This window comes from Rhizobacter sp. (assembly GCA_019635355.1).
In the GTDB taxonomy this organism is placed as follows: domain Bacteria; phylum Pseudomonadota; class Gammaproteobacteria; order Burkholderiales; family Burkholderiaceae_C; genus Rhizobacter.
The window spans coordinates 2,865,409-2,885,982 of the sequence record JAHBZQ010000001.1; the positions used below are offsets into that span (position 1 = coordinate 2,865,409).

At 69.6% G+C, this 20,574-nt stretch carries 20 protein-coding genes; 12 read left to right on the forward strand and 8 right to left on the reverse strand.

Going from position 1 to position 20,574, the window contains the following annotated elements; all coding sequences use genetic code 11:
- Positions 1-11 precede the first annotated feature (11 nt).
- The 3 genes from KF892_12980 (at position 12) to KF892_12990 (ending at position 5,390) form a co-directional block, all read left to right on the forward strand.
- Positions 12-1,112 (forward strand): hypothetical protein, encoded by a 1,101-nt coding sequence (locus KF892_12980; protein ID MBX3625925.1) that lies wholly within the window; start codon positions 12-14, stop codon positions 1,110-1,112.
- A gap of 193 nt (positions 1,113-1,305) precedes the next feature.
- Positions 1,306-3,141, forward strand: coding sequence for a secretion protein (locus tag KF892_12985; GenBank protein ID MBX3625926.1), 1,836 nt, complete (start codon positions 1,306-1,308; stop codon positions 3,139-3,141).
- A gap of 20 nt (positions 3,142-3,161) precedes the next feature.
- Positions 3,162-5,390, forward strand: a complete 2,229-nt coding sequence (locus KF892_12990) for a lectin (protein ID MBX3625927.1) — start codon at positions 3,162-3,164, stop codon at positions 5,388-5,390.
- A gap of 9 nt (positions 5,391-5,399) precedes the next feature.
- Here KF892_12990 and KF892_12995 read toward each other — a convergent pair whose 3' ends face one another.
- The gene (locus tag KF892_12995) at positions 5,400-5,723 is read right to left on the reverse strand and encodes a hypothetical protein (GenBank protein MBX3625928.1); all 324 of its coding nucleotides are present in this window, start codon (positions 5,721-5,723) and stop codon (positions 5,400-5,402) included.
- A 270-nt stretch (positions 5,724-5,993) separates the two neighbouring features.
- Between KF892_12995 and KF892_13000 the strand changes: the two genes are divergently transcribed.
- Positions 5,994-6,992, forward strand: a complete 999-nt coding sequence (locus KF892_13000; protein ID MBX3625929.1) for a diguanylate cyclase — start codon at positions 5,994-5,996, stop codon at positions 6,990-6,992.
- 41 nt (positions 6,993-7,033) lie between these two features.
- On the opposite strand, the gene KF892_13005 is transcribed toward KF892_13000, so the two are convergent.
- Positions 7,034-8,419 (reverse strand): tryptophan 7-halogenase, encoded by a 1,386-nt coding sequence (locus KF892_13005; GenBank protein ID MBX3625930.1) that lies wholly within the window; start codon positions 8,417-8,419, stop codon positions 7,034-7,036.
- Positions 8,420-8,537: 118 nt separating this feature from the next.
- Here KF892_13005 and KF892_13010 point away from each other — a divergent pair, with 118 nt between their 5' ends.
- The 8 genes from KF892_13010 (at position 8,538) to KF892_13045 (ending at position 15,710) form a co-directional block, all read left to right on the forward strand.
- On the forward strand, positions 8,538-9,737 hold the full coding sequence (locus tag KF892_13010; protein ID MBX3625931.1) for a cation:proton antiporter: 1,200 nt from the start codon (positions 8,538-8,540) through the stop codon (positions 9,735-9,737).
- A 152-nt stretch (positions 9,738-9,889) separates the two neighbouring features.
- Positions 9,890-10,936 (forward strand): hypothetical protein, encoded by a 1,047-nt coding sequence (locus KF892_13015; GenBank protein MBX3625932.1) that lies wholly within the window; start codon positions 9,890-9,892, stop codon positions 10,934-10,936.
- Positions 10,933-11,832, forward strand: coding sequence for a MipA/OmpV family protein (locus KF892_13020; GenBank protein MBX3625933.1), 900 nt, complete (start codon positions 10,933-10,935; stop codon positions 11,830-11,832). The genes KF892_13015 and KF892_13020 overlap by 4 nt, the downstream gene beginning before the upstream one ends.
- A gap of 7 nt (positions 11,833-11,839) precedes the next feature.
- A complete protein-coding gene (locus tag KF892_13025) occupies positions 11,840-12,571 on the forward strand; it encodes a 1-acyl-sn-glycerol-3-phosphate acyltransferase (protein MBX3625934.1) in 732 nt (243 codons plus the stop codon).
- A gap of 59 nt (positions 12,572-12,630) precedes the next feature.
- Positions 12,631-13,422: a glycosyltransferase family 2 protein gene (locus KF892_13030; protein ID MBX3625935.1), complete on the forward strand. Its 792-nt coding sequence runs from the start codon at positions 12,631-12,633 to the stop codon at positions 13,420-13,422.
- Between the two features lie 13 nt (positions 13,423-13,435).
- Positions 13,436-14,170 (forward strand): phosphatase PAP2 family protein, encoded by a 735-nt coding sequence (locus KF892_13035; protein MBX3625936.1) that lies wholly within the window; start codon positions 13,436-13,438, stop codon positions 14,168-14,170.
- 83 nt (positions 14,171-14,253) lie between these two features.
- Positions 14,254-14,496 (forward strand): acyl carrier protein, encoded by a 243-nt coding sequence (locus tag KF892_13040; protein MBX3625937.1) that lies wholly within the window; start codon positions 14,254-14,256, stop codon positions 14,494-14,496.
- On the forward strand, positions 14,493-15,710 hold the full coding sequence (locus KF892_13045) for a beta-ketoacyl-[acyl-carrier-protein] synthase family protein (GenBank protein MBX3625938.1): 1,218 nt from the start codon (positions 14,493-14,495) through the stop codon (positions 15,708-15,710). The genes KF892_13040 and KF892_13045 overlap by 4 nt, the downstream gene beginning before the upstream one ends.
- Positions 15,711-15,795: 85 nt before the next feature.
- On the opposite strand, the gene fabG is transcribed toward KF892_13045, so the two are convergent.
- From fabG to KF892_13075, 6 genes are read right to left on the reverse strand one after another with little or no spacing between them, the layout of a single operon-like run.
- The gene (gene fabG / locus KF892_13050; GenBank protein ID MBX3625939.1) at positions 15,796-16,530 is read right to left on the reverse strand and encodes a 3-oxoacyl-ACP reductase FabG; all 735 of its coding nucleotides are present in this window, start codon (positions 16,528-16,530) and stop codon (positions 15,796-15,798) included.
- Entirely contained in the window at positions 16,527-16,988 is a 462-nt protein-coding gene (locus KF892_13055; protein ID MBX3625940.1) for a hydroxymyristoyl-ACP dehydratase, read from the reverse strand. The genes fabG and KF892_13055 overlap by 4 nt, the downstream gene beginning before the upstream one ends.
- A gap of 5 nt (positions 16,989-16,993) precedes the next feature.
- Positions 16,994-17,818 carry a beta-ketoacyl synthase chain length factor gene (locus KF892_13060; protein MBX3625941.1) on the reverse strand — a complete coding sequence of 275 codons (825 nt, stop codon included), beginning with the start codon at positions 17,816-17,818 and terminating at the stop codon, positions 16,994-16,996.
- The gene (locus tag KF892_13065) at positions 17,815-18,996 is read right to left on the reverse strand and encodes a beta-ketoacyl-[acyl-carrier-protein] synthase family protein (protein MBX3625942.1); all 1,182 of its coding nucleotides are present in this window, start codon (positions 18,994-18,996) and stop codon (positions 17,815-17,817) included. The genes KF892_13060 and KF892_13065 overlap by 4 nt, the downstream gene beginning before the upstream one ends.
- Positions 18,993-19,730, reverse strand: a complete 738-nt coding sequence (locus tag KF892_13070; protein MBX3625943.1) for a class I SAM-dependent methyltransferase — start codon at positions 19,728-19,730, stop codon at positions 18,993-18,995. Before KF892_13070 ends, KF892_13065 begins: the two co-directional genes overlap by 4 nt.
- On the reverse strand, positions 19,727-20,569 hold the full coding sequence (locus KF892_13075) for a polysaccharide deacetylase family protein (GenBank protein ID MBX3625944.1): 843 nt from the start codon (positions 20,567-20,569) through the stop codon (positions 19,727-19,729). Before KF892_13075 ends, KF892_13070 begins: the two co-directional genes overlap by 4 nt.
- Between the last annotated feature and the right edge of the window lie 5 nt (positions 20,570-20,574).

Genomic DNA, 20,574 nt, shown 5'->3' on the forward strand with positions numbered 1-20,574 from the left:
CAGAAGAGCAGATGAACTTCCTGATCCTTTCCGCCCACGACTACCGATCGCCGCGCCGGGCCGGCATCCACTTCGTCACCGAAGAGCTGGCCAAGCTCGGCACCACGCGCTTCTTCTCGCTGCACTACAGCTGGCTGTCGAAGCTGAAGGCTGACCCGCGCCGGTCGCTCGATGCACTCGCCAACCGCAAGGGGCTGAGCCCCGACGGCGTCGAGTGCTACCTGTGGCGCACGCTGGTGCACCCGTTCCGCTTGCGCTCTCCGCGGCTCGCATGGCTGGAAGCCGCCATGTTCCGGCTGCACACCGCCTGGCCGAGCCCGGTGTTCGTCGAGTGGGTGCGGCAGGCCGATGTGGTCTTCTTCGAAAGCGGCATGGCGCCGGTGTTCTTCGACCAGGTGCGGCGCCTGAACCCGGCGGCCAAGACGATCTACATCGCCTCCGACGACCTCAACGCCATCAATGCAGCGGGCTTCGTGAAGCGCAGCTTCGCGCGGGTGGCACCAAGCATGACCGCCATCTGCCTGAAGACGCACAGCATGGCAGAGCACGTGCCGAAGGGCCCGAACCTGCACGTGATCCCGCACGGCTTCGACTTCAGCATCGACCAGCACGCCGACCCCTCGCCCTACGGGCCGGGCCTGCACGCGGTGTCGCTCGGGTCGATGCTCTTCGACCCCGATTTCTTCGTGGTGGCCTCGAAAGCCTTCCCCGACATCACCTTCCACGTGATTGGCTCGGGCAAGGGGCCGCAGCCGGGCTACGGGCCCAACGTGCGCGTGTACGGGGAGATGCCGCACCGGCAGACGATCCCCTACATCAAGCACGCGAGTGTCGGCATCGCGCCCTACCGCGCCGCCAACCTGCCGGCACACCTGGGCGAGACCTCGCTCAAGCTGATGCAGTACGACCACTTCAAGCTGCCCGCCGTGTGCCCACAGGCCATCGTCGCCGGGTGCCGCAACCGCTTCGGGTATGCGCCCGGCAACGCCGACACGATCGTCCAGGCGATCCGGGCGGCGCTCGCGGCGCCCCGGGTGTCGGTGCTGACGCACCGGCCGTGGTCCGAGGTGGTGCAGCGCATCCTCCACCCCGAGGCCCACCGCGCCGGCTGATGCCGCGCCCTTTCACGCCGCGCCCTGAGCCGGCCCGACGGGCGCCAAACAGGCCGGCAAAGACGGGGCACTTGTCGGGATCGGGCCAGCGGCCCCTTCCGGATACTGCAGCGGCCTGACCGCTGTGGCTCGTTCCGCACAAGCGGGAAGAAAGCGGACGGAGGTCGTCCGCCTCCTGTCGGACTGCTGAACCATGAAGACTTCCCGCCGTCGCCCGATGCGAACGCAGCTGGGCATCGCCGCGATGCTCGGCCTCTTGCTGGCCTCGCCCACCCGGGCCGCCACGCCAGCCCAGCCGCTGGAGCGCTCGTTCGAAGCGATGGTGCAGAAGGCCTCACTCGCGATGCCCGCGCGCCCCGACTCGGAGATGCTGAAAAAGGCCAGCCTCGCCATCGGCCTGCTCAAGCGGGTGGAGCTCGACGACGCGGGCAGGGCGATCAACGAAGCGCTGCAGCTCGACGCGCGCAACTCCTACCTGCACTTTCTCAACGGTTTCATCTACCACCTGCAGGCCCGCCAAGGCGATGCCCAGAAGAACGAACTCGCCGTCGAGGGCTACCAGCAGGCGCTGCGCCTCGACCCGGGCAACTGGATCGCCCAGGAATTCCTCGGCCTCGCCTTCCTCGAGCAGAAGCGCTTCAACCAGGCGCGCGACCACTTCGCCGAAGCCCTGCTGCTCTCGCCCGACAGCACGGTGTCGATGCATGGGCTGATGGTGTCGGCCTACCTCACCGGTGACGCCGAAGCCGCATGCTCGATGGCCGACCAGATCCGCAAAACATCTGCGCCTGCAACGCCGGCCTTCCTGCGCTCCAGCGTCTCGGTCTACGCCGCATGCGCTGAGTTCGACAAGGCCGAGCAGATGCGGGCGCTGATGGTCGACGCGAAGCGCGAGCCAGGCGAGATCGACCGGGTGGACCGCCGCCTCGCCCAGTGGAAGGTGGTGCACCGCACGCAGGCCGTCGAGAACCCGCGCGTGGCCGCCGCCTTCAACGTCGCGCCGCAGGACGAAGCCCCGCCCGCCTCCGCACCGGCACCCGCACCCGTGGCCACGCCGGCGCGCCCGGAGCCGAACGACGGCACGCCGCGCATGGTGCTGGTCGACGTGGTGATGGTCGCCACCGAGGAGCTCATCTCCACCTCCAAGGGCATCAACCTGCTCAACGCGCTGTCGCTGCAGTTCGGCTCGTCGAGCGCCCCCGCGTTCTCACGCAGCTTCAACAGCTCGACCGGCACCGGCAACGTGATCACCCGCGCGATCACCGTGCCGGCGCTGGCGTATTCGCTCAACATCGCCAACGCCAGCAGCGGCACGAACGAGGTGCTGGCCCGGCCCACGCTCGCGGCGATGGAAGGCGTGCCCTCGGAGTTCTTCTCCGGCACCAACCTCAACGCAGGCGTGGTCTCCACCAGCTCGCTGGGCAGCCCGCAGGCGGTGCCGATCGACAAGCGTTTCGGCGTCAAGCTCGGCATCACGCCGAGCTTCCTGCCCAACGGCATGGTCAAGCTGAAGGTCGATGCGATGCGCACCTTCCTCAACGCCAACGTCGACAGCGCGGGCTTCTCGTACCGGCTAGAGATCTCGGAGACCTCGGCCAATGCCAACGTGGTGATGAACCTCGGCGACACGCTCGTGCTGAGCGGCCTGTCGGAGAAAGAGGCCTCGGGCTCGCGCACCGGCGTGCCGCTGCTGCAGGACGTGCCGGGCGTGCAATACCTCTTCGCCAAGAAGACGAGCCTGGACTTCCAGCGCTCGGTGCTGATCCTCATCACGCCGCGCCAGCCGGTCTACACCTCGAAGATGGAACACGACGCCGCGGGCGGCACGAGCGACAGCATGAAGCTCCTGCGCGAACGCATGGGGTTCTCGGGCCGCACGCCGGCCAACGTCGAGTCGATCCTGCAGCACCTGAAGACGACACGGCTCTTCCGCGAGTTCCGCCAGGGCGATGTGTCGCTCGAGCAGTGGGACCGCCTGCACAGCACCGGCGAACGGCTCAAGCAGGCGCTGGAATTCCTCTATTACTGATCGATCGGACCGAGGCCCCCATGCACAAGAAACTCCTGGCGGCGCTGTTCCTCTGTGTCGCCGCCATCCTCTCGCCCGCGCACGCCCAGCCGGTGAACGGCGCGCTGAAGGAGGCCGCCACGCTGATCCCCATCCCGGGCATCGAGAAGGCGGTGAACGACCTCTTCGGCGCGCTCAAGCCTGCAGGCCACGGCGTCTACATGGCCAAGGCCACCGTGCCGCAGGTGCCGGGCGTGGGCGACATCCCGCTGCAGCTCTACTTCATGGGCGACGCCGACAAGCAGGCCGTGCTGCTGGTCGTCGACAAACGCCTGAGCCTGCCGGGTGTCTTCAACAACCGCGCGTGGAAGTTCCTCGGCAACGGCACGGCCGCCGCCGCGCCCATCTTCTCGCTCTCGACGGTGGAGTTCTCGCTCAACGTCAACGAGATGCCGGCAGAGTTCCAGAAGGTCATCGCCGACAGCTACTTCGGCGTGCCAGCCATCGACTTCGCGAGCGGCTTCCAGACAGCCATGCGCGCCGACATCGGCGGCCCGATGAAGACGGTGCTGGAGATCGGCATGGGCGTGCCCGCGCAGAGCTACACCCTGCGCGCCGGCACCCTTTTGCCGGCGCCCACCGATGCCAACAGCCGTGCGGCGCTCGCCGTGAGCATGCTGTCTGACATGAAGAACATCGGCAAGACCGTGAAGGACCTGCCCGAGTTCTTCGTCGAGCTGCAGCTCGCACCCGGCAAGACCATCAGCAGCCCGATGGGCATGAGCGCGATGACGCTCTCGGACGCCACCTTCTCGATCACCAACACGCTGACGGTGGGCTACAAGGGCAACGTCACCCTGAACAACGGGCTGAAGTTCATCACCTTCTTCCAGACGCCGCTCAACCCGGCCGGCGCGATGGACCTGCTCGACTTCACCTTCGGCCTGGCCGCGCAGAAGATCACGCTGGAAGACTACGTGAACATGGGCTTCGCCTTCTCGACGCCCAAGCTGCCCGGCGGCAACTTCATCCGCGACATCACCAAGTATCAGGATGAACTCAGGCAGGTGACGAAGCCGCTCGCGGTCTTCCAGCTGCGCAACCCGCGGCCGGTGGGCGAATACAGGTTCGGCGACAAGACCAAGCCCTTCCCGCCGCTGAATGCGTTCAACATCCTGCTGCTGGGGCCGCTCGCGAGCATCGACGACGTGGACGGCAAGACGATCCAGGGCCCCCTGCTCAAGACGATGGGCGACGCCACCGTGCTCGGCCAGCAGATGGCGAGCATGGATGTGCGCATGGGCATCAGCGGCCTGCGCGCCAAGGCCTCGGCCGGCATGAACCTGAAGCTCGGCCCGCTCGGGCGCCAGGGCATCGCGATGGCCACCAAGGTCGACATCAACAAGGGCAAGCAAGACATGCTGCTGCACGGCAACGTGATCGGCCGCACGCTCGACCTCAACCTCAACCCCTACAAGCTCTCGATCGTGAGCCCGGCCACCTGCGCCACGCCGTTCGAGATCTCGGAGAAGATCGACTTCAAGCCCGACCTCGACGCGGCGCGCATCCTCGACAGCCTGCCGGGCGTCAACGTCGATCCGAGCAAGCTCGACAACTGCATCGGCGAAGACCTGAAGAAGGCGCTGAACTGGGTGGGCAGCACCGGCAGCCAGCTCGGGGGCTACACCGCGAAAGCGGCCAATGAAGAACTGGCGCGGCAGGAAGCCGCCGCCAAGGCCGAATACAACCGCATCAAGAATGCGGCCCGCAACGAGGCGCAGAACTCGATCAACGATGCCAGCCGCGCGATGGCCGATGCCGGCAACGCGATCAAGCGGGCCTTCGGAGGCGGCAAGAAAAAGAAGAAGTCCAAGCCCGACCTGCGCTTCGACCAGTCGGTGTTCGACTGGGACTACTACTACGACGCCTATGCCGACCTGCGCGCGGCCAAGGTCGATTTCGTGGACCACTGGCGCTCGAGCGGGTTCAACGAAGGCCGGCGTGCCAGCCTGGAGTTCGACATGCGCTACTACCTCAACCGCTACCCCGACCTGCAGCGCCTCTACGGCGACAACTTCGGCGCAGCGCTCGACCACTGGGTCAACCACGGCATGGCCGAAGGCCGGCGAGGCAGCCCCGATTTCGACATCAAGGCCTACCTCGCCCGCTACCCCGACCTGCAGCGCGCGTTCGGGGCCACCAACTACGACGCCGCGTTCGACCACTGGTTCGACCACGGCCAGGACGAGGGCCGCTCGGGGCGGCCCTGAGCTTCAAGCTCAGGCCGCGGCGCGGCGGATGTTGCGGCTGGCGCGGTCGAGCATCTCGTCGAGCGTGCGGCGCTCCTCGCGCGTCACGAGCCCGTCGGCCTTGGCCCGCGCTTCGAAGTGGCGGATCGCCGCCTGCTCGCGCTGCAGGTGGCGGAATTCGCGGCGGCTCAGGCGGCCGTCATGGAATGCCGCTTCGATGCGGGCTTCCTGGCGGGCCTGGCGGGCATCGACCTCGGGCGTGGCGGTGACGGGGTGCCCCATCGGCCGCGCCATCGCGCCCACCGAAGCGGCGGCAATGAGGGCACCGAAAACGAGCGTCTTGAGGTTCAGCATGGTGGCGATTCCTTTTGCGTTGAGCGGGCCTCGAAGGTGACGCCCGTGGCCTTTCAACGAGGGCCGCGCCGGCCCGGCTGACGGCCACGCGGGTAAAGAACCTTGGCTGGCGCGAAGGTGTTTCTTCACATCGCATGAATTCAGGAGGTTTCAGGACACCTCAGGGAGTCCCCTGAACACCCCGCCCCCAAGCCCGCCTAGACTCACGCCCTGCGCACCGGCGCCGTGGCCCGCAACTTGCGGCCAGGCCCCCTGCCTCCCCCAAGCCCCATGAGCAGTCGCCCCGCCCCTCCCGAGCCGCGCCCGATCACCGAAGCCCGCCTGCTGGCGATGGTGAACGCGAGCGGCGACAGCTTCTGGGAGTCCGACGTGGAGCGCCGCTTCGTGCACGTCAGCGACAACATGTGCCGCATGATGGGCTACCCGCGCGAGGAGCTGATGGGCCGCTCGGTGGTCGACTTCATGACGCCGGAGTACCGCGCGGTGATCGTGCGCATGGCCGAGTCGCGCAGCGCCGGCGACAACCCGCTGGCGCACACGCAGCCCATTCGCCACGAAGGCGAGTTCTTCCGCAAGGATGGCTCGCGGCTGTGGATCGAGACGGTGTCGGTGCCGGTGTTCGACGACAACGGCGCGCACATCGGCTACTTCGGCATCACCCGCGACGTGAGCGAACGCAAGCACGCCGAACACGCGCTGCGCGAGGCCAACCAGCGCCTCGAAGCGCAGCTGCAGCGCATCCACGAGCTGCATGCACAGATGCACGAGCAGTCGATCCGCGACGAGCTGACCGGCGTGCACACCCGCCGCCATTTCGTCGAGGTGGCCGAGCGCGAGCTCGACCGGGTGCGGCAAGACGGCGGCGCGCTCTCACTGGTGATGATCGACCTCGATCACTTCAAGTCGATCAACGATGCGCACGGTCACCTGGTGGGCGACGTGGCCTTGCGGGCGGTCGGCACCATGCTCGTGGCCACCACGCGCGCCGAAGACCTGGCGTGCCGTCTCGGCGGCGAAGAGTTCGCGGTGCTGATGACCGACACCGACCACCGCACCGCGCTGGCCCGCGCCGAAACCTGGCGCGCCACGCTCGCCTCGACCAGCGTGCTGGCCGACGGCATCGTGCTGCGGCTCACGGCCTCGTTCGGTGTGGCCACCTTCCCGTCGCAGGCCGACAGCCTGTCGGCGCTGCTGCGGCTGGCCGACAGCCGCATGTACCGCGCCAAGGCGCAGGGGCGAGACAGCGTCTTCGGCGAGGTCTCGCTCTGAGCGACGGCCCCCGCACGGCCTGAGCGTTCAGACCGGCGCGTTCAGACCGATTCCGACCGCGCGCCCTGGTCCTGCAGGTAGACCGCACCGCTGAGCTGGTCGTCCGCCGCCTTCTTCACGTTGCCACGGCGCCAGAGCCAGGTCTTGATGGCCTGCGGCAGGATGGTCAGGCAGTTTGCGTAGTACAGCAGCTTGAAGCCCATGAGCCGCGGGCCGACCGGCGTGTCGCGGAAGAGGTCGCCCGCGAGGATGGACAAGAGCGCCTCCTGCATGCGCCACATGTTGCGCGGGTTCATGAAGATGTTGCGGATGGCCGGCGAGGTGATGCGGTAGATGAACCACGAGAACATCGCCGGGCCGTGCTTCATCACCTTCTCGAAGCGCTTGAACTGCTTCTCGGCGGCACGCGCCTCGCCCTTGAGCCAGAGGTCGACGCCGGCTGCGGCCTCGAAGGCGCTGTTCATCGCGAGGAACACACCCGACGAGAACATCGGGTCGACGAAGGCATAGGCGTCGCCCACCATGATGAAACGGTCGCCGCGGCAAAACTTGCTGTTGTAGGCGTAGTTGCCGGTGGTGGTGGCCGGCTCGATCATCTCGGCGTTCTTCAGCCGCTCGGCCAGCTTGGGCGCGAGCGCAATGGTCTGCATCAGGAAGTCGTCGAGGTTGGCGCCCTTGCGATGTTCCTTGAAGTAGCCGGGGTGCGCCACCGCGCCCACGCTCGTGGTGCCGTCGCGCAACGGGATGTACCAGAACCAGCCGTGGTCGAACCAGAAGAGGCTGATGCTGCCTTCGAGCCGCCCCGGGGCGCGCTGCGCGCCGCGGAAGTGGCCGAAGATCGCGGCGCTCGCGTGGCGCGGGTTCTTCTCTTTCGCGTCGTACTGGTTGGACAGCAGCGTGTCGCGGCCGCTCGCATCGATCACGTAGCGCGGGCGCCATTCGCTCTCGGTGCCGTCGGCGTTCTTCACCTTCACCAGGGCGCGCATGTCGCCGCCCTTGCCGGCGTCCATGTCGACCTTGAGCACGCGCTGGTTCTCGAAGGTGCGCACGCCCAACTTGGCGGCGTGGCGGAAGAGCAGCTCGTCGAATTCCGAGCGCCGCACGTGCACCGCGTAAGGGAAGGACTTGTCCATCGCCTCGGCGAAGAAGAAGCGGCTGGTGTGGTCATGCCAGGGCGAGACGAACTCGGCGCCGAGCTTGGTGATGCCGATCTTCTCGACCTCGACGCGCACGCCCAGGCGGTCGAAGAGCGGCATGTTCATCGGCAGCAGCGATTCGCCGATGTGGAAGCGCGGGTGCTGCGCCTTCTCGAACATCACGACGTCGTGGCCCTTGTCGGCCAGAAGCGCGGCCACGGTCGAGCCGGCAGGCCCACCCCCGATGACCACCACGTCCGGGCTCATGCCGGTGAACTGCTGGGGTGTCATTTGCGAATCCTGTATGCCAAAACTGAACCGGCGCAGTGTAGCGAGTGCGCCCGCCACGGCGGGGCAATTTCCCAGCGTGGCACACTGCCGCCCGCTTCCGCCCGACGCCCCGCCCCGCATGACCACCACCGAGTACTACCTGATCGCGATGGTGATCATCTTCAGCGTGCCTTACCTGATCTGGCGGCTCGCGCGCACCGACTACTTCGCGCCGCTGGTGGTGGTGCAGACGGTGGCCGGCATCCTGCTCGGCCCGGGCGTGCTCGGCGCGGCCTTCCCCGAGTTCCACGCACAGGTCTTCAGCGCGCCGGTGATCCAGTCGCTCAACGGCCTGGCGTGGTGGGCGGTGATGCTCTTCGTGTGGATCGCCGGCATCGAACTCGACCTGAAGAAGGCCTGGGAACACCGCCACGAGAGCGGCATCACCGCCGGCCTCGCGCTCGGGGTGCCGCTGGTGCTGGGCTGCGCGGTCGCCGCCGCGATGATCCAGTGGCCGGGCTGGCTGGGTGCCAAGGCGAGCGGCTGGCAGTTCGTGCTGGGCGTGGGCATGGCGTGTGCGGTGACCGCCCTGCCGGTGCTCATCCTGCTGATGGAGAAGCTCGACTTCCTGCGCCAGCCGCTGGGCCAGCGCATCCTGCGCTACTCGAGCCTCGACGACATCGCGATCTGGGGCGTGCTCGCCATCATCGTGATGGACTGGGAGCGGGTCGGCCGGCAGGCGATCTTCCTGGCCGGGTTTGCCGTGGTGGGCGTGCTGTTCCGCGGGTTGATGCAGCGCATCCCGCCGCGCGACCGCTGGTACGTCGGGCTGATCTGGCTCGGCGTGTGCGGCTTCGCGGCCGACTGGGCGGGGCTGCACTTCATGGTGGGCGCCTTCCTCGCCGGCGCCATCATCGACACGCACTGGTTCGACCAGGACCAGCTCGACGCCCTGCGCCACAACGTGCTGCTGGTGGCCGCGCCGGTGTACTTCCTCAGCACCGGGTTGCGCACGCAGTGGACGGTGGGCGGCGCCTCGGTCTTCATCGCCGCGGGCGCGATGCTGGCCGCCGCCGTCATCGGCAAGCTGATCGCCACCGGGCTGGCCGGCCGCATCCTGAAATGGGAACGCGGCGAAGGCGCGCTCATCGGCTGGCTGCTGCAGACCAAGGGCCTGGTGATGATCATCTTCGCCAACGTGCTGCTCGACAAACAGCTCATCAGCGGCGAAACCTTCACCGCGCTGCTGCTGATGGCGGTGGCCAGCACCATGCTGACCACACCGATGGTGGCGCCCCGGCTGGCGCGCCTGGCGCACATCGTGCAAAGGTCCACATAACAGGGTGTTACGCCCGGCCGACACGGGGGTGGCCGCTACAATCCCCGTCGTTTTTCCGCCGCATTCCGGGGGCGCAAGTGCTCGCGCCGCCACCCGCGCTGGCGGCTTGTTCCACCCGCCTTTCCGCCCCCTCGAAGCCCGACGTCAGTTGCATGAATCCGCTTGCCTCCACTGATCTTGCTTCGCAGGCCCGCCTCTCTCCCGACACCCCGCCCCTGAGCTTCCGCCGCCTGCGGCTGGCCGCGGGCGCCACGCTGCCCGGCTCGCTGGGCGGCCGCTGGGTGGGGGCCTCGGCCGAAGCGGTGGCCGCACCGGTGCTCGCGCCCGCACTGGGCCCGCAAGAGGCGCTGCTCGATGCCTGGCTGAGCGACGGCCCGCTGCGGGCGCAGCAGCACGGCAGCGTGCACTACGTGACCGACGGCCACTGGCTGCACGGCTGCGCCGTGCTCGACGACCGCAACGGCGGCGTGCATGCGGCCACGCAGCGTGCCTATGCCGACGTCTTCGCCGTGCTCGCCGCGCAGCCCTGCACGCACCTGCTGCGCCTGTGGAACTACCTCGCCGACATCAACCTCGAGGCCGACGGCAGCGAGCGCTACCGGCAGTTCAACGCCGGCCGCCAGCAGGCCTTCCTCGACGTGCAGCGCAGCGCCTTCGAGGGCTCGCCCGCCGCCTGCGCGCTGGGCACGCACGGCGGGCCGCTGCGCGTGTATTTCCTCGCCGGCCGCATGGCGCCCGTCGCGATCGAGAACCCGCGCCAGGTCAGCGCCTACCGCTACCCCGACACCTACGGCCCCCGCGCACCGACCTTCTCGCGCGCGGCCCTGGCCGACGTGGGCCAGGGCCGGCAGGCGCTCTTCATCTCTGGCACCGCCAGCATCGTGGGCCACCAGAGCATGCACCTGGGCGACGTGCGCCGGCAGACCGAAGAAAGCCTCACCAACCTCGCCGCCGTGCGCGACGCTGCCAGCGAGCGCGCCGGGCGCCCCATTGCGGCCGGCGACATGGCCTACACCGTGTACGTGCGCCATGCCGCCGACCTGCCGGTGATCCGCGAGGTCTTCGAACGCGCCGTCGGCCCAGGCAGCCCGGCCGCGCGCGACGCGATCTACCTCAACGCCGACATCTGCCGCGCCGAGCTGCTGGTGGAGATCGAAGCGCACGGGTTCATCGAGCCCGCCGCACGGAGCGCCACGTGAGCCGGCGCGCCTGCTGGGCGTGGTGTGCCGCCACGGGCCTCGCCCTGGCGGGCGTGGGCAGCCAGGCGGCTGACGCCACCGCAGACGCCACGCCCGAAGCCGCCCCGCCCGCCGCCAGCGCGACGGCGCCGGTCAAGAACCTCAAGCCGCTGTGGGAGCTGGGCCTCGGGGCTTCCGGGCTGCGGCTGCCCGACTACCGTGGCTCCGGCGTCAGCCACAACTACCTGCTGCCCCTGCCTTACGTGATCTACCGCGGCACCTGGCTGCGCTCGGACCGCGACGGCACACGCGCGATGCTCTTCGACTCGCCTCGCGTCAAGCTCGACGTGAGCTTCGGTGCGGCCGCTCCGTCACGGGGAGACAACCCCGCCCGAGAAGGCATGCCCGACCTGCCCGGCAACGTGGAGATCGGCCCGAGCCTCAACATCACCCTCGACCAGGAAGTGCGCAAGCGCTGGACGCTCGACCTGCGCCTGCCGCTGCGCGGCGTGGTCACGCTCGAAGGCTCGCCACGCTACGGCGGCGCCACCTTCTCGCCCAACCTCAACTTCGACCTCAAGGACCCGACGCACGGCTGGAACGTCGGCTTCCTGACCGGGCCGCTCTTCGCCAACCGGCGCTACCACGAGCAGTACTACCAGGTCGACGCCGCCTACGCCCGCCCGGACCGCCCGGCCTACCAGACCCGCGGCGGCTACGCCGGCTGGCAGACCATCGCCTCCACCTCCAAGCGCTTCGGGCACACCTGGTTCGGCGCGTTCGCGCGCCTGGAGAACCTGAACGGCGCGGTGTACGCCGACAGCCCGCTGGTGAAGCGCAACTCGTCGCTGACGGTGGGCTTTGGCGTGTCGTGGATCCTCGCGACATCGGACACGATGGTAGAGAGCCGCTATTGAGGCGACCTTGAAACTGCTGCACCAGGTCGTCGCCGGCTTCTTCTTCTACCTCGCCCTGCTGCTGCTCGGCATCGGGTCGCTGAGCTGGAACCTCATCAGCTGGGTGCTCTACCCCTTCCTGCCGCGCGAGCGCGGGCGCGACATCGGCCGTGCCGCCATCGCCGGGGGTTACCGGCTCTTCTGGTGGTGGCTGCAGCTCACCGGCGTGATGCGCCTGAGCTACGACGGCATCGACGCGCTCAACCGCGACGCCGGGCTCATCATCGCGCCCAACCACCCGACCGCGCTCGATGCGCTGCTTGTGGTGGCCCGGGTGCCGCGCGGCGTGTGCATCATGCGCGCGAGCCTCATGCAAAACCCCTTCCTCGGGGCCGGCGCCCGGCTTGCGCGCTACATCCGCAACGACCCGCCGAGCGGCCTCGTGCGCGGCGCGGTGGCCAACCTCCAGGCCGGTGGCCAGCTGGTGATGTTCCCGGAAGGCACCCGCACGGTGACCCCGCCGGTGAACCCCTTCCTGCCCGGCCTCACGCTCATCGCGCACAAGGCCGGCGTGCCCATCCAGACCGTCATCGTCGAGACCACCACCGGCTACCTGGGCAAGGGCTGGCCGGTGTGGAAGCCACCGCACTTCCCGATGGTCTACCACGTGCGCCTGGGTGAGCGGTTTGCACCCGATGCCGACCACAAGGGGCTGTCGCAGCGGCTCGAAGCCTATTTCCGCCAGGAGCTGAGCGCGTGAGCGGGTCGAGCGCCGGGCCGCTCCCAAGCCGGCCCGCGATCCCCTCGGGGGATCGGGCGATGTACCCATCGGCCGAGGGGTCGTCGTCAACCACGCATCTCGTGCTCATCCCGAGCTACAACACCGGGCCGCAGGTCTATGCGACGGTGAAGGCGGCACGCGCGCAATGGAACCCGGTCTGGGTTGTCACCGACGGCAGCACCGACGGCACCCCGGCCGGGCTGCAGGCGATGGCCGCCGCCGACCCCGGCCTGCGCGTGATCGTGCTGCCGGCCAACGGCGGCAAGGGCGCCGCCGTGCTGCACGGGCTGGAGGCCGCGCGCGCCGAAGGCTTCACCCATGCGCTCACCATGGACTCCGACGGCCAGCACCCGGCCGAGCTCATTCCGCAGTTCATGCAGGCCTCGCAGCAGCGGCCCGACACCATGGTGCTCGGCCGGCCGGTGTTCGATGCCTCGGCGCCGCTGCTGCGCGTGCGCGGGCGGCGGGTGTCGAACTGGTGGACCAACCTTGAGACGCTCGGGGCCGGCGTGGGCGACTCGCTCTACGGCTTTCGCGTCTACCCGGTCGAGGGCCTGATCGCGGTGATGCGCGGCCAGCCCTGGATGCGCCGTTTCGACTTCGACACCGAAGCCGTGGTGCGCCTCGCGTGGCGCGGCGCCAAGCCGATCAACCTCGACGCACCGGTCAAGTATTTGTCGGCCGAGGAAGGCGGGGTTTCGCATTTCCGCTACGGGCGCGACAACGTGTTGTTGAGCTGGATGCACCTGCGCCTGATGATCGAGTTCGGGTTGCGCCTGCCCAGCCTCCTGTGGCGGCGCGCACGGCGACTCCCGCCCTTCCAGCCGTGATCCGCACCTCACCATGAGCCTTCCCGCCGACCTCGTCGCCACCGCGCAGCCCCGCCCCACCGGCTGGGCCGCCGAGCTGGCGGCGCGGATCCGCCTGCATTGCGTGCTGAAGACGGTCGGCATCACCGCCTTCATCTGGGTCTTCTTCATCGGCTACTTCTGGGTGCTGCGCCACCCGGCCTACCCCGTCACCCTGATGCCGCTCACCGCCCTCGACCGGGCGGTGCCCTTCCAGCCGACGATGCTGTGGCCCTACCTGACCCTGTGGTTCTACGTGGGCATCGTGGCCGGGCTGGCGCCGAGCTTCCGCCAGCTGATCGTGCACGGTGCGTGGGCGGCGGCGCTGTGCGTCACCGGGCTTGCGATCTTCTACTTCTGGCCCACCGCCGTGCCGCCGCGCGCGTTCGACGCGTCGGGCTACCCCGGCTTCGCGTTGCTGCAGGGCGTGGATGCGCCGGGCAACGCCTGCCCGTCCATGCATGTGGCGGTGGCGGTGTTCACCGCCATCGGCCTGCACAGCCTGCTGCGCGGCATCGGCGCACCGGGCTGGCTGCGCCTGGTGAACGGCGCGTGGTGCACGGCCATCGTCTACTCCACGCTCGCCACCAAGCAGCACGTGGCGCTCGACGCCGTGGCCGGGGTGCTGCTCGGGGCGACTTTTGCACTCTTTTCCCTGCGCTGGCGCCCGGGGGGGTGGTCGGCCGACTCGGTGGGCCCAGGCGCAGCGGATATCATCCGACGACAGTAGTTTTGACATGAATCGGTCCCTGAGGAGGGGGTGTCGGGCAGCGACCCGCACCGGAGGAGACCGAGGCACACAGGGGTTTGACGATGAGTTCGCTGAAGGAACTGCAGGATTTGATTCACGAGAAGTACGGCATCGACCCATCGGAGCTGGACCCCACCACCTCCATGCGTGAAAAAGGCCTGGACTCGCTGGCGCTCGTCGAATTCCTCTTTGCCGTGGAAGACCACTTCCACATCAACCTGCCTGACGTCGACTCCAACGTCGACACGCTGGCCGAGCTGGCCCTCGTGGTCGACAAGGTGAGGGCGGCGCAAACGCCGGCATGACGGCCATCTCGCTGTCCATCACCGGCCTGGGCGCCGTGGCGCCGCATGGCGACAGCCCCGAGGCCATCTTCGCCGCGGTGATGCGCGGCGAATCGGCGGTGCAGGCGGTCTTTCCCGAGCTGCCCAAGCCCACCGCCGCGGCCACCACCACCTTCGACCAGACCCGCTGGTTCAACAAGCTTCAGCTGGCCGGTGTCGACCGCGTGAGCCAGCTGGCGGTAGCCGCCGCCGATCTCGCGATCAAGGACGCCAACGCCACCGACTGCGACCCCGAGCGCATCGGCATCTACGTCGGCTGCGGCATGGGCGGTGCCGGCTCGCTCGAAGCCGCCTACCGCGGCGCGAGCAACCGCGTGCCACCGCTCACCGTGCCCGCCTTCATGCCCAACGCGCCGGCCTCGCACATCGCGATGCGCCAGAAGGTGCTGGGCCCGGTGCTCACCTACTCCGTGGCCTGCTCGTCATCCGCCATCGCCATCGCCGAAGCGGCCAAGGCGGTGCAATCCGGCGAGGTCGACATCGCGATCGCCGGGGGCACCGAGGCGCTCATCGTGCCCGGCGTGGTGCTGGCCTGGCAGGCCATGCAGACGCTCGCGAGCTTCGACCCGGCCGACCCGCAAGGCGCCGCCCGTTCGGTGCGCCCCTTCTCGGCCGACCGCAGCGGCTTTGCGCTGGGCGAAGGCTCGGCCTTTCTCGTCATCGAATCCGAAGCCCGCGCCAAGGCGCGCGGCGCCAGGCGCTACGCCACGCTCAGCGGCTGGGGCATCAGCACCGATGCCACCCACCTCACCAAACCCGACGCGCCAGGCCAGGCCCGCGCGCTGCGCGCCGCACTCAAGCGTGCGGGCCTGCAGCCGCGCGACGTGGGCTACTGCAACGCGCACGGCACCGCCACGCGCATCGGCGACCCCATCGAATGCGAAGCACTGGCGCAGGTCTGGGGCAGCGACCTCGACCGCCTGCGGGTGAGTTCCACCAAGGGCTTGCATGGCCACCTGCTGGGGGCGGCGGGTGCACTCGAAGCGATGCTCACCGTGCTGGCGCTGCACCAGCGGCAACTGCCGCCGAATGCAAACCTGACCGAGGCCGATCCGGCTTGCACGCTCAACCTGGTGGCCGAGAACGGCTTGGCCGCACCTCAGCTCGAAGCCGCGATCAGCAGTTCGTTTGCGTTTGGTGGGTCGAACGCGGTGCTGCTGTTCCAGCGGGCCTGAGCGGGCCGAGCGCCGGGCCGCTCCCAAGCCGGCCCGCATCCCCTTGGGGGATCGTCTGCTGTACTCAGCAGACGAGGGGCTGTCATCAAGCCATCCCGCCGTTGATCGAGATGATCTGGCCGGTGATGTAGCCGGCCTCGGCGCTCGCCAGGAACGACACCAGCGCGGCCACTTCATCGGCCCGGCCGGCGCGCTTCATCGGCACCATGCGGTCGATCGTGTCCTTGTCGAACGTGCCTTCGGCCATGCCCGAATCGATGATGCCCGGCGCTACCGCATTGACCGTGATGCCGCGGCTCGCCAGTTCCAGCGACAGGGCTTTCGTCGCGCTGTTGAGCGCGCCCTTCGCCGCCGCGTAGTTCACCTGCCCGCGGTTGCCGGTGATCGAGGCGATCGAGGAGATGTTGACGATGCGCCCGAAGCGGGTGCGGATCATCGGCATCGTGAGCGGCTGCGTCACGTTGAAGAAGCCGTTCAGTGACACGTCGATCACGCCCCGCCACTGCTGCTCGCTCAGCGCCGGAAAGGCCGCGTCGTCGTGCGTGCCGGCGTTGTTCACCAGCACCTGCACCGGCCCGCCTTCGAGCAGCTTCGCGAGCGCGGCCTGCGCGGCCTCGCGGTCGGCCACGTTGAAGGCGACGGCTTCGCCGCTGCCCCCGGCTGCTTCGATCTGCGCCACCACCTCCTGCGCCACGGCGAGGCGGCTGTTGGCGTGCACGATGACGTGCAGGCCATCACGCGCGAGTCGCAGGGCGATGGCACGGCCGAGGTCGCCACTGCCACCGGTGACGAGCGCACGTTTGCGGGCGGGAGTGTTCATGCGGGCAGAGGCGTGTTGAGCACGACGGCGGCCCGCCCTTCGGCGAGCGGTTTTCCGTCGTGGCGGACGGTGAAGCTGTAGAGGATCTGGCGCGCATCGCCGCTCTGGCGCACGGCCTCGATGTGCAATTCGTCGACCGCGGCAGGCGGCAGGTCGTCGAGCCGCAGCACGTGCAGCTGCACACCGCGTGCGCTGGCGAGGAAGCCGGGGCTCGCGGCCGTGCCGGCGTCCTGCCCGATCAGCGCACCGTGCAAGGCCATCGCCTGTGCGGCGTATTCGATGGCGCAGGGCGACATGAGGCCGCTTGCGGTGCGCAGCGGATGGTCGGCGTCGCGGTGGTTGGTGGCCACGCAGGCGATGCGCTGTGCGTCCCACGACTGCAGCCGCGCGAGCAGGCACATGCTGCCGCTGTGCGGGACGAGCTGGGCAATGCCGGCGTGGTCGAGCGTCTGCTGCATCAGGTTCAGCCGGCCTTCACCGGCTCCAGATCGAGCCGCAGACCCATGCCCGGCAGGTAGTCGAGCACGAGGCCCTGCTGCGCTTCGCCCCGGGCCATCGCCACCAGCAGCGGCAGCGCCGCCGCGGCCGGGACGACACGGCGCAGGGCATCGAGCGACGCATCGGCCATCGCCGCGGCTGGCGGCTCACCGGGCGCCAGATGCACCGTCAGCGAGGCGATCGATTGAGGAGTGCGCACCGGCGAGAGCAGCAGCGCCGCACCGAAGTGATCGGGCAAGGGCCGGGCGCTCTGCAAGGGCTCGGGGTAGGGCGAATCGCTGGCCACCAGCAGCATCGGCTGGCCGTCGAGGCACACACTCGCGGCCGCTTCGATCAGCCCGGCGCCGAAGCTGCCGTTGAAGGCGCACACGCTGGTCGACGACGCGCGGCTGCCCACGGCGATGTGCCACGCCCCCGACGATGCGTTGTGGACCGAGTTGGTGAACCGGGTCGGCGACACCACCGGCTCCGGCATCGCGAGCGCCTCGCACAAGGCATGGCAGTTGGCGCATTCGCCGCTCGACGAGGTGAAGACCGTGGCCAGCGTGCTGGCATCGGCCTGGGCCGCGGCCACGGCTTCGTCGGCCACGGCCATCGCCAGCTTCACGGCACTGCCGGCGCGGCGGCGCTCGGCGGCCGGCAAGCGCGCGGGCGGCGGCAGCACCGTGGCCGTGCTGACATGGGGCTGCTCGCCGCGCAGCACGGCTTGCGAAGCCGCCCAGGTGGCCAGACCCGGCCCGAGCAAGCCCACGCCCTGAACCCAGACCTGCATGCCCTGGTTCGTGCTCATGTGGCGCTCCCGAACACGAGGCTGGCGTTGGAGCCGCCGAAGCCGAAGGAATTGGAGAGCACGTGCTTCACGGGGCCTTCGCGGTTGCTGCGCAAGTAGTCGAGTTGCAGGGCGGGGTCGCGGTCTCGCACGTTGAGGCCCGCGGGCATCAGGCCGTGCTGCAGGGCCAGCAGTGAGATTGCCGCTTCCACCCCACCGGCCGCGCCGAGCGTGTGGCCGGTCGCGCCCTTGGTCGAGCTGGCCGGCGTGCCGGTGCCGAACACCTGGCGCACGGCGTTGTCTTCCGCGGCGTCGTTGCTCGGCGTGGCAGTGCCGTGCAGGTTGACGTAGTCGATGTCGCCCGGCTGCAGGCCGGCCGACGCGAGCGCACCGCGCATCGCGGCGATGGCACCGGCGCCTTCGGGGTGCGGTGTGCTCATGTGGTACCCGTCGTTGCTTTCACCGACGCCGAGCAGCCAGCCCTGCGGGTGCGCGGTCTCGCGCTCGAGCAGCGCAAAGGCTGCCGCCTCGCCGATCGACAGCCCCTTGCGCCCGCCGTCCCACGGTCGGCAGATCTCGTCGGACAGCAACTCCAGCGAGTTGAAACCGTAGAGCGTGGTGAGGCACAGGCTGTCGACACCACCGACCACGGCCGCGTCGATCAGGCCGAGTTGCATCAGGCGTGCGGCGGTGCCGAAGACCTTGGCGCTCGACGAACACGCGGTCGACACCACCCAGCTCGGCCCGTGCAGGTCGAGTGCCTGGGCCGCGAAGGCGGCAACCGAGTAGGTGTTCTGCGTGGGGCCGTAGAGGAAGTCGGCCGGCAGAGAACCATCGGCCTGGCGGCGGCGGTAGGCCAGCTCGGTCTGCAGCAGGCCCGAGGTGCTGGTGCCGAGGAAGACGCCCACGCGCTCGGCGCCCCAGCGGGCACGCGCCGCGGCCACGGCCTCGAGGAAACCGTCTTGCTGCAGCCCCAGCCAGGCGAGGCGGTTGTTGCGGCAATCGAAGTCGGCGAGCGGCGCCGGCAGGTGCACCGCATCGACACCGGGCACCTCGCCCACCCAGGTGGGCAGCGGCAGGTCGAGGAACTTGACCGGCGCCAGGCCGCTGCGCATCTCGCGCAGCGCCGCCAGCGTGGCCTCCAGGCCGAGCCCGAGCGCGGAAGTCACGGTGTAGGCCGAAATGGCAACAGGATTCATCGGGACGCAACCCTTGCGACGAGCAGAACATTGGCGAACGGTGTGCCCTGGCTCATGGGCTGGCTGCGCACCTCGAAACCCAGCGATTGCAGCTGGGCGATCCATTGGGGCAAGGTGCGACCGCACTGCGGCAGCACCCGGCCGTGACGCACCCGCATCACCGCCGCGTCGACCCACCGGCTGAAAGCGAAACGGCGGCTGTACGCCGCATCGGCCACGCGCAGCAGCAGCACGCCCCCGGGCGACAGCGCGCGCCGCACCTTGGCGAGCACCGCGTCCTGGTCGCCTGCGCTCACGTAGTGCAGCACGTCGAGGAGCACGGCCACATCGGCCTCGGGAAAGGCCGCGCTGCGCATGTCAGCGCAGACGAACTCGGCCGCGTCGCCGAGCGCGGTGCGCGCGCGGTCGACGTCGCGCTGCACGAGCTCGAGGCCGGTCACGCGGGCCCCGGCCGGCGCGGCGGCCCAGCCCTGCGGCCACAGGCCTTGCGCGTGCAGCTGCTCAGCCGCGCGCAGCAGGCTGGCCAGCAGGCCCTGGCCGCAGCCGATGTCGAGCACCCGCGCACGCGGCGCGATCAGGCCTTCGCTCAGCAGGTGGCGGAACACCGGGTCGCGGCCCAGCTTGCCGCGGGCGAAGCCCCAGGCGAAGCGGCCGTCCTTCAGGTAGGGCTGGCTGGCGGCGTCGAGCAGCGCCGGCCAGGCCTCGGTGGCCGCCGCGTGCAACACCGCGCTCATGCCGCGGCTCCCAGGCCTTGCGGCAGGGTCACGCACTTCAGCGACAGCTCGTCGCAGCGCGTCAAGAGCGCCGGCAACACCTCGAGCACCACCGGCCGGCCGCTGGCCGCGCGGGCCGAGCCGCGGTCATGCAGTAGCAGGATGTCGCCGGCCGCGAGCTTGCGGGTGAGCCGCTTGAGCACATCGGCCGGGTCGCGGCGCGCGGTGTCGAAGCCGCGGCGCGTCCAGCTCACGAGCTGCAGGCCGCGCGCGTGCAGCACCGGCGCGAGGAACATGTTGCGAAAACCGGCCGGCGCGCGGAAGTAGAGCGGTCGCTGGCCGGTCAGGCGCGTCAGCGTGTCTTGCGAGCGGTCGACCTCGTCGGCCATGCCCTTCGGGCCATTGAAGGCGAAGGTGTGCGCGTGGCGGTGGGTGTGGTTCTGCACGCTGTGGCCGCGGGCGAGGATCTCGCGCACGAGCTGCGGGTGGCGGGCCGCCTGTTCGGCGATGCAGAAGAAGGTGGCCCGGGCGCCGTGGGCATCGAGCAGGTCCAGCACGGCCGGGGTGACCTCGGGGTCGGGGCCGTCGTCGAGGGTGAGGGCCACCTCGCGGCGGCGCACGGCGGCCTCGGGCAGGCGGCGCACGTTGGGGCCCATCCAGCTGGAGCGTGGGCTCAGCACGCCCAGCACCAGCAGCAGGTGGTCGAGCACCACCACACCGACGGCCCACGGCCACAGGGCCGTCTCGATGACCACCGCCAGCACTGCGCCCACATGGCACGCGAGGCTGGCCTTCACCAGCACCGGCGCATGCCAGGGCACGGCGGGGGCCGGGTGCGTCAAGGGGGTGGAAGACTGCATCGAAA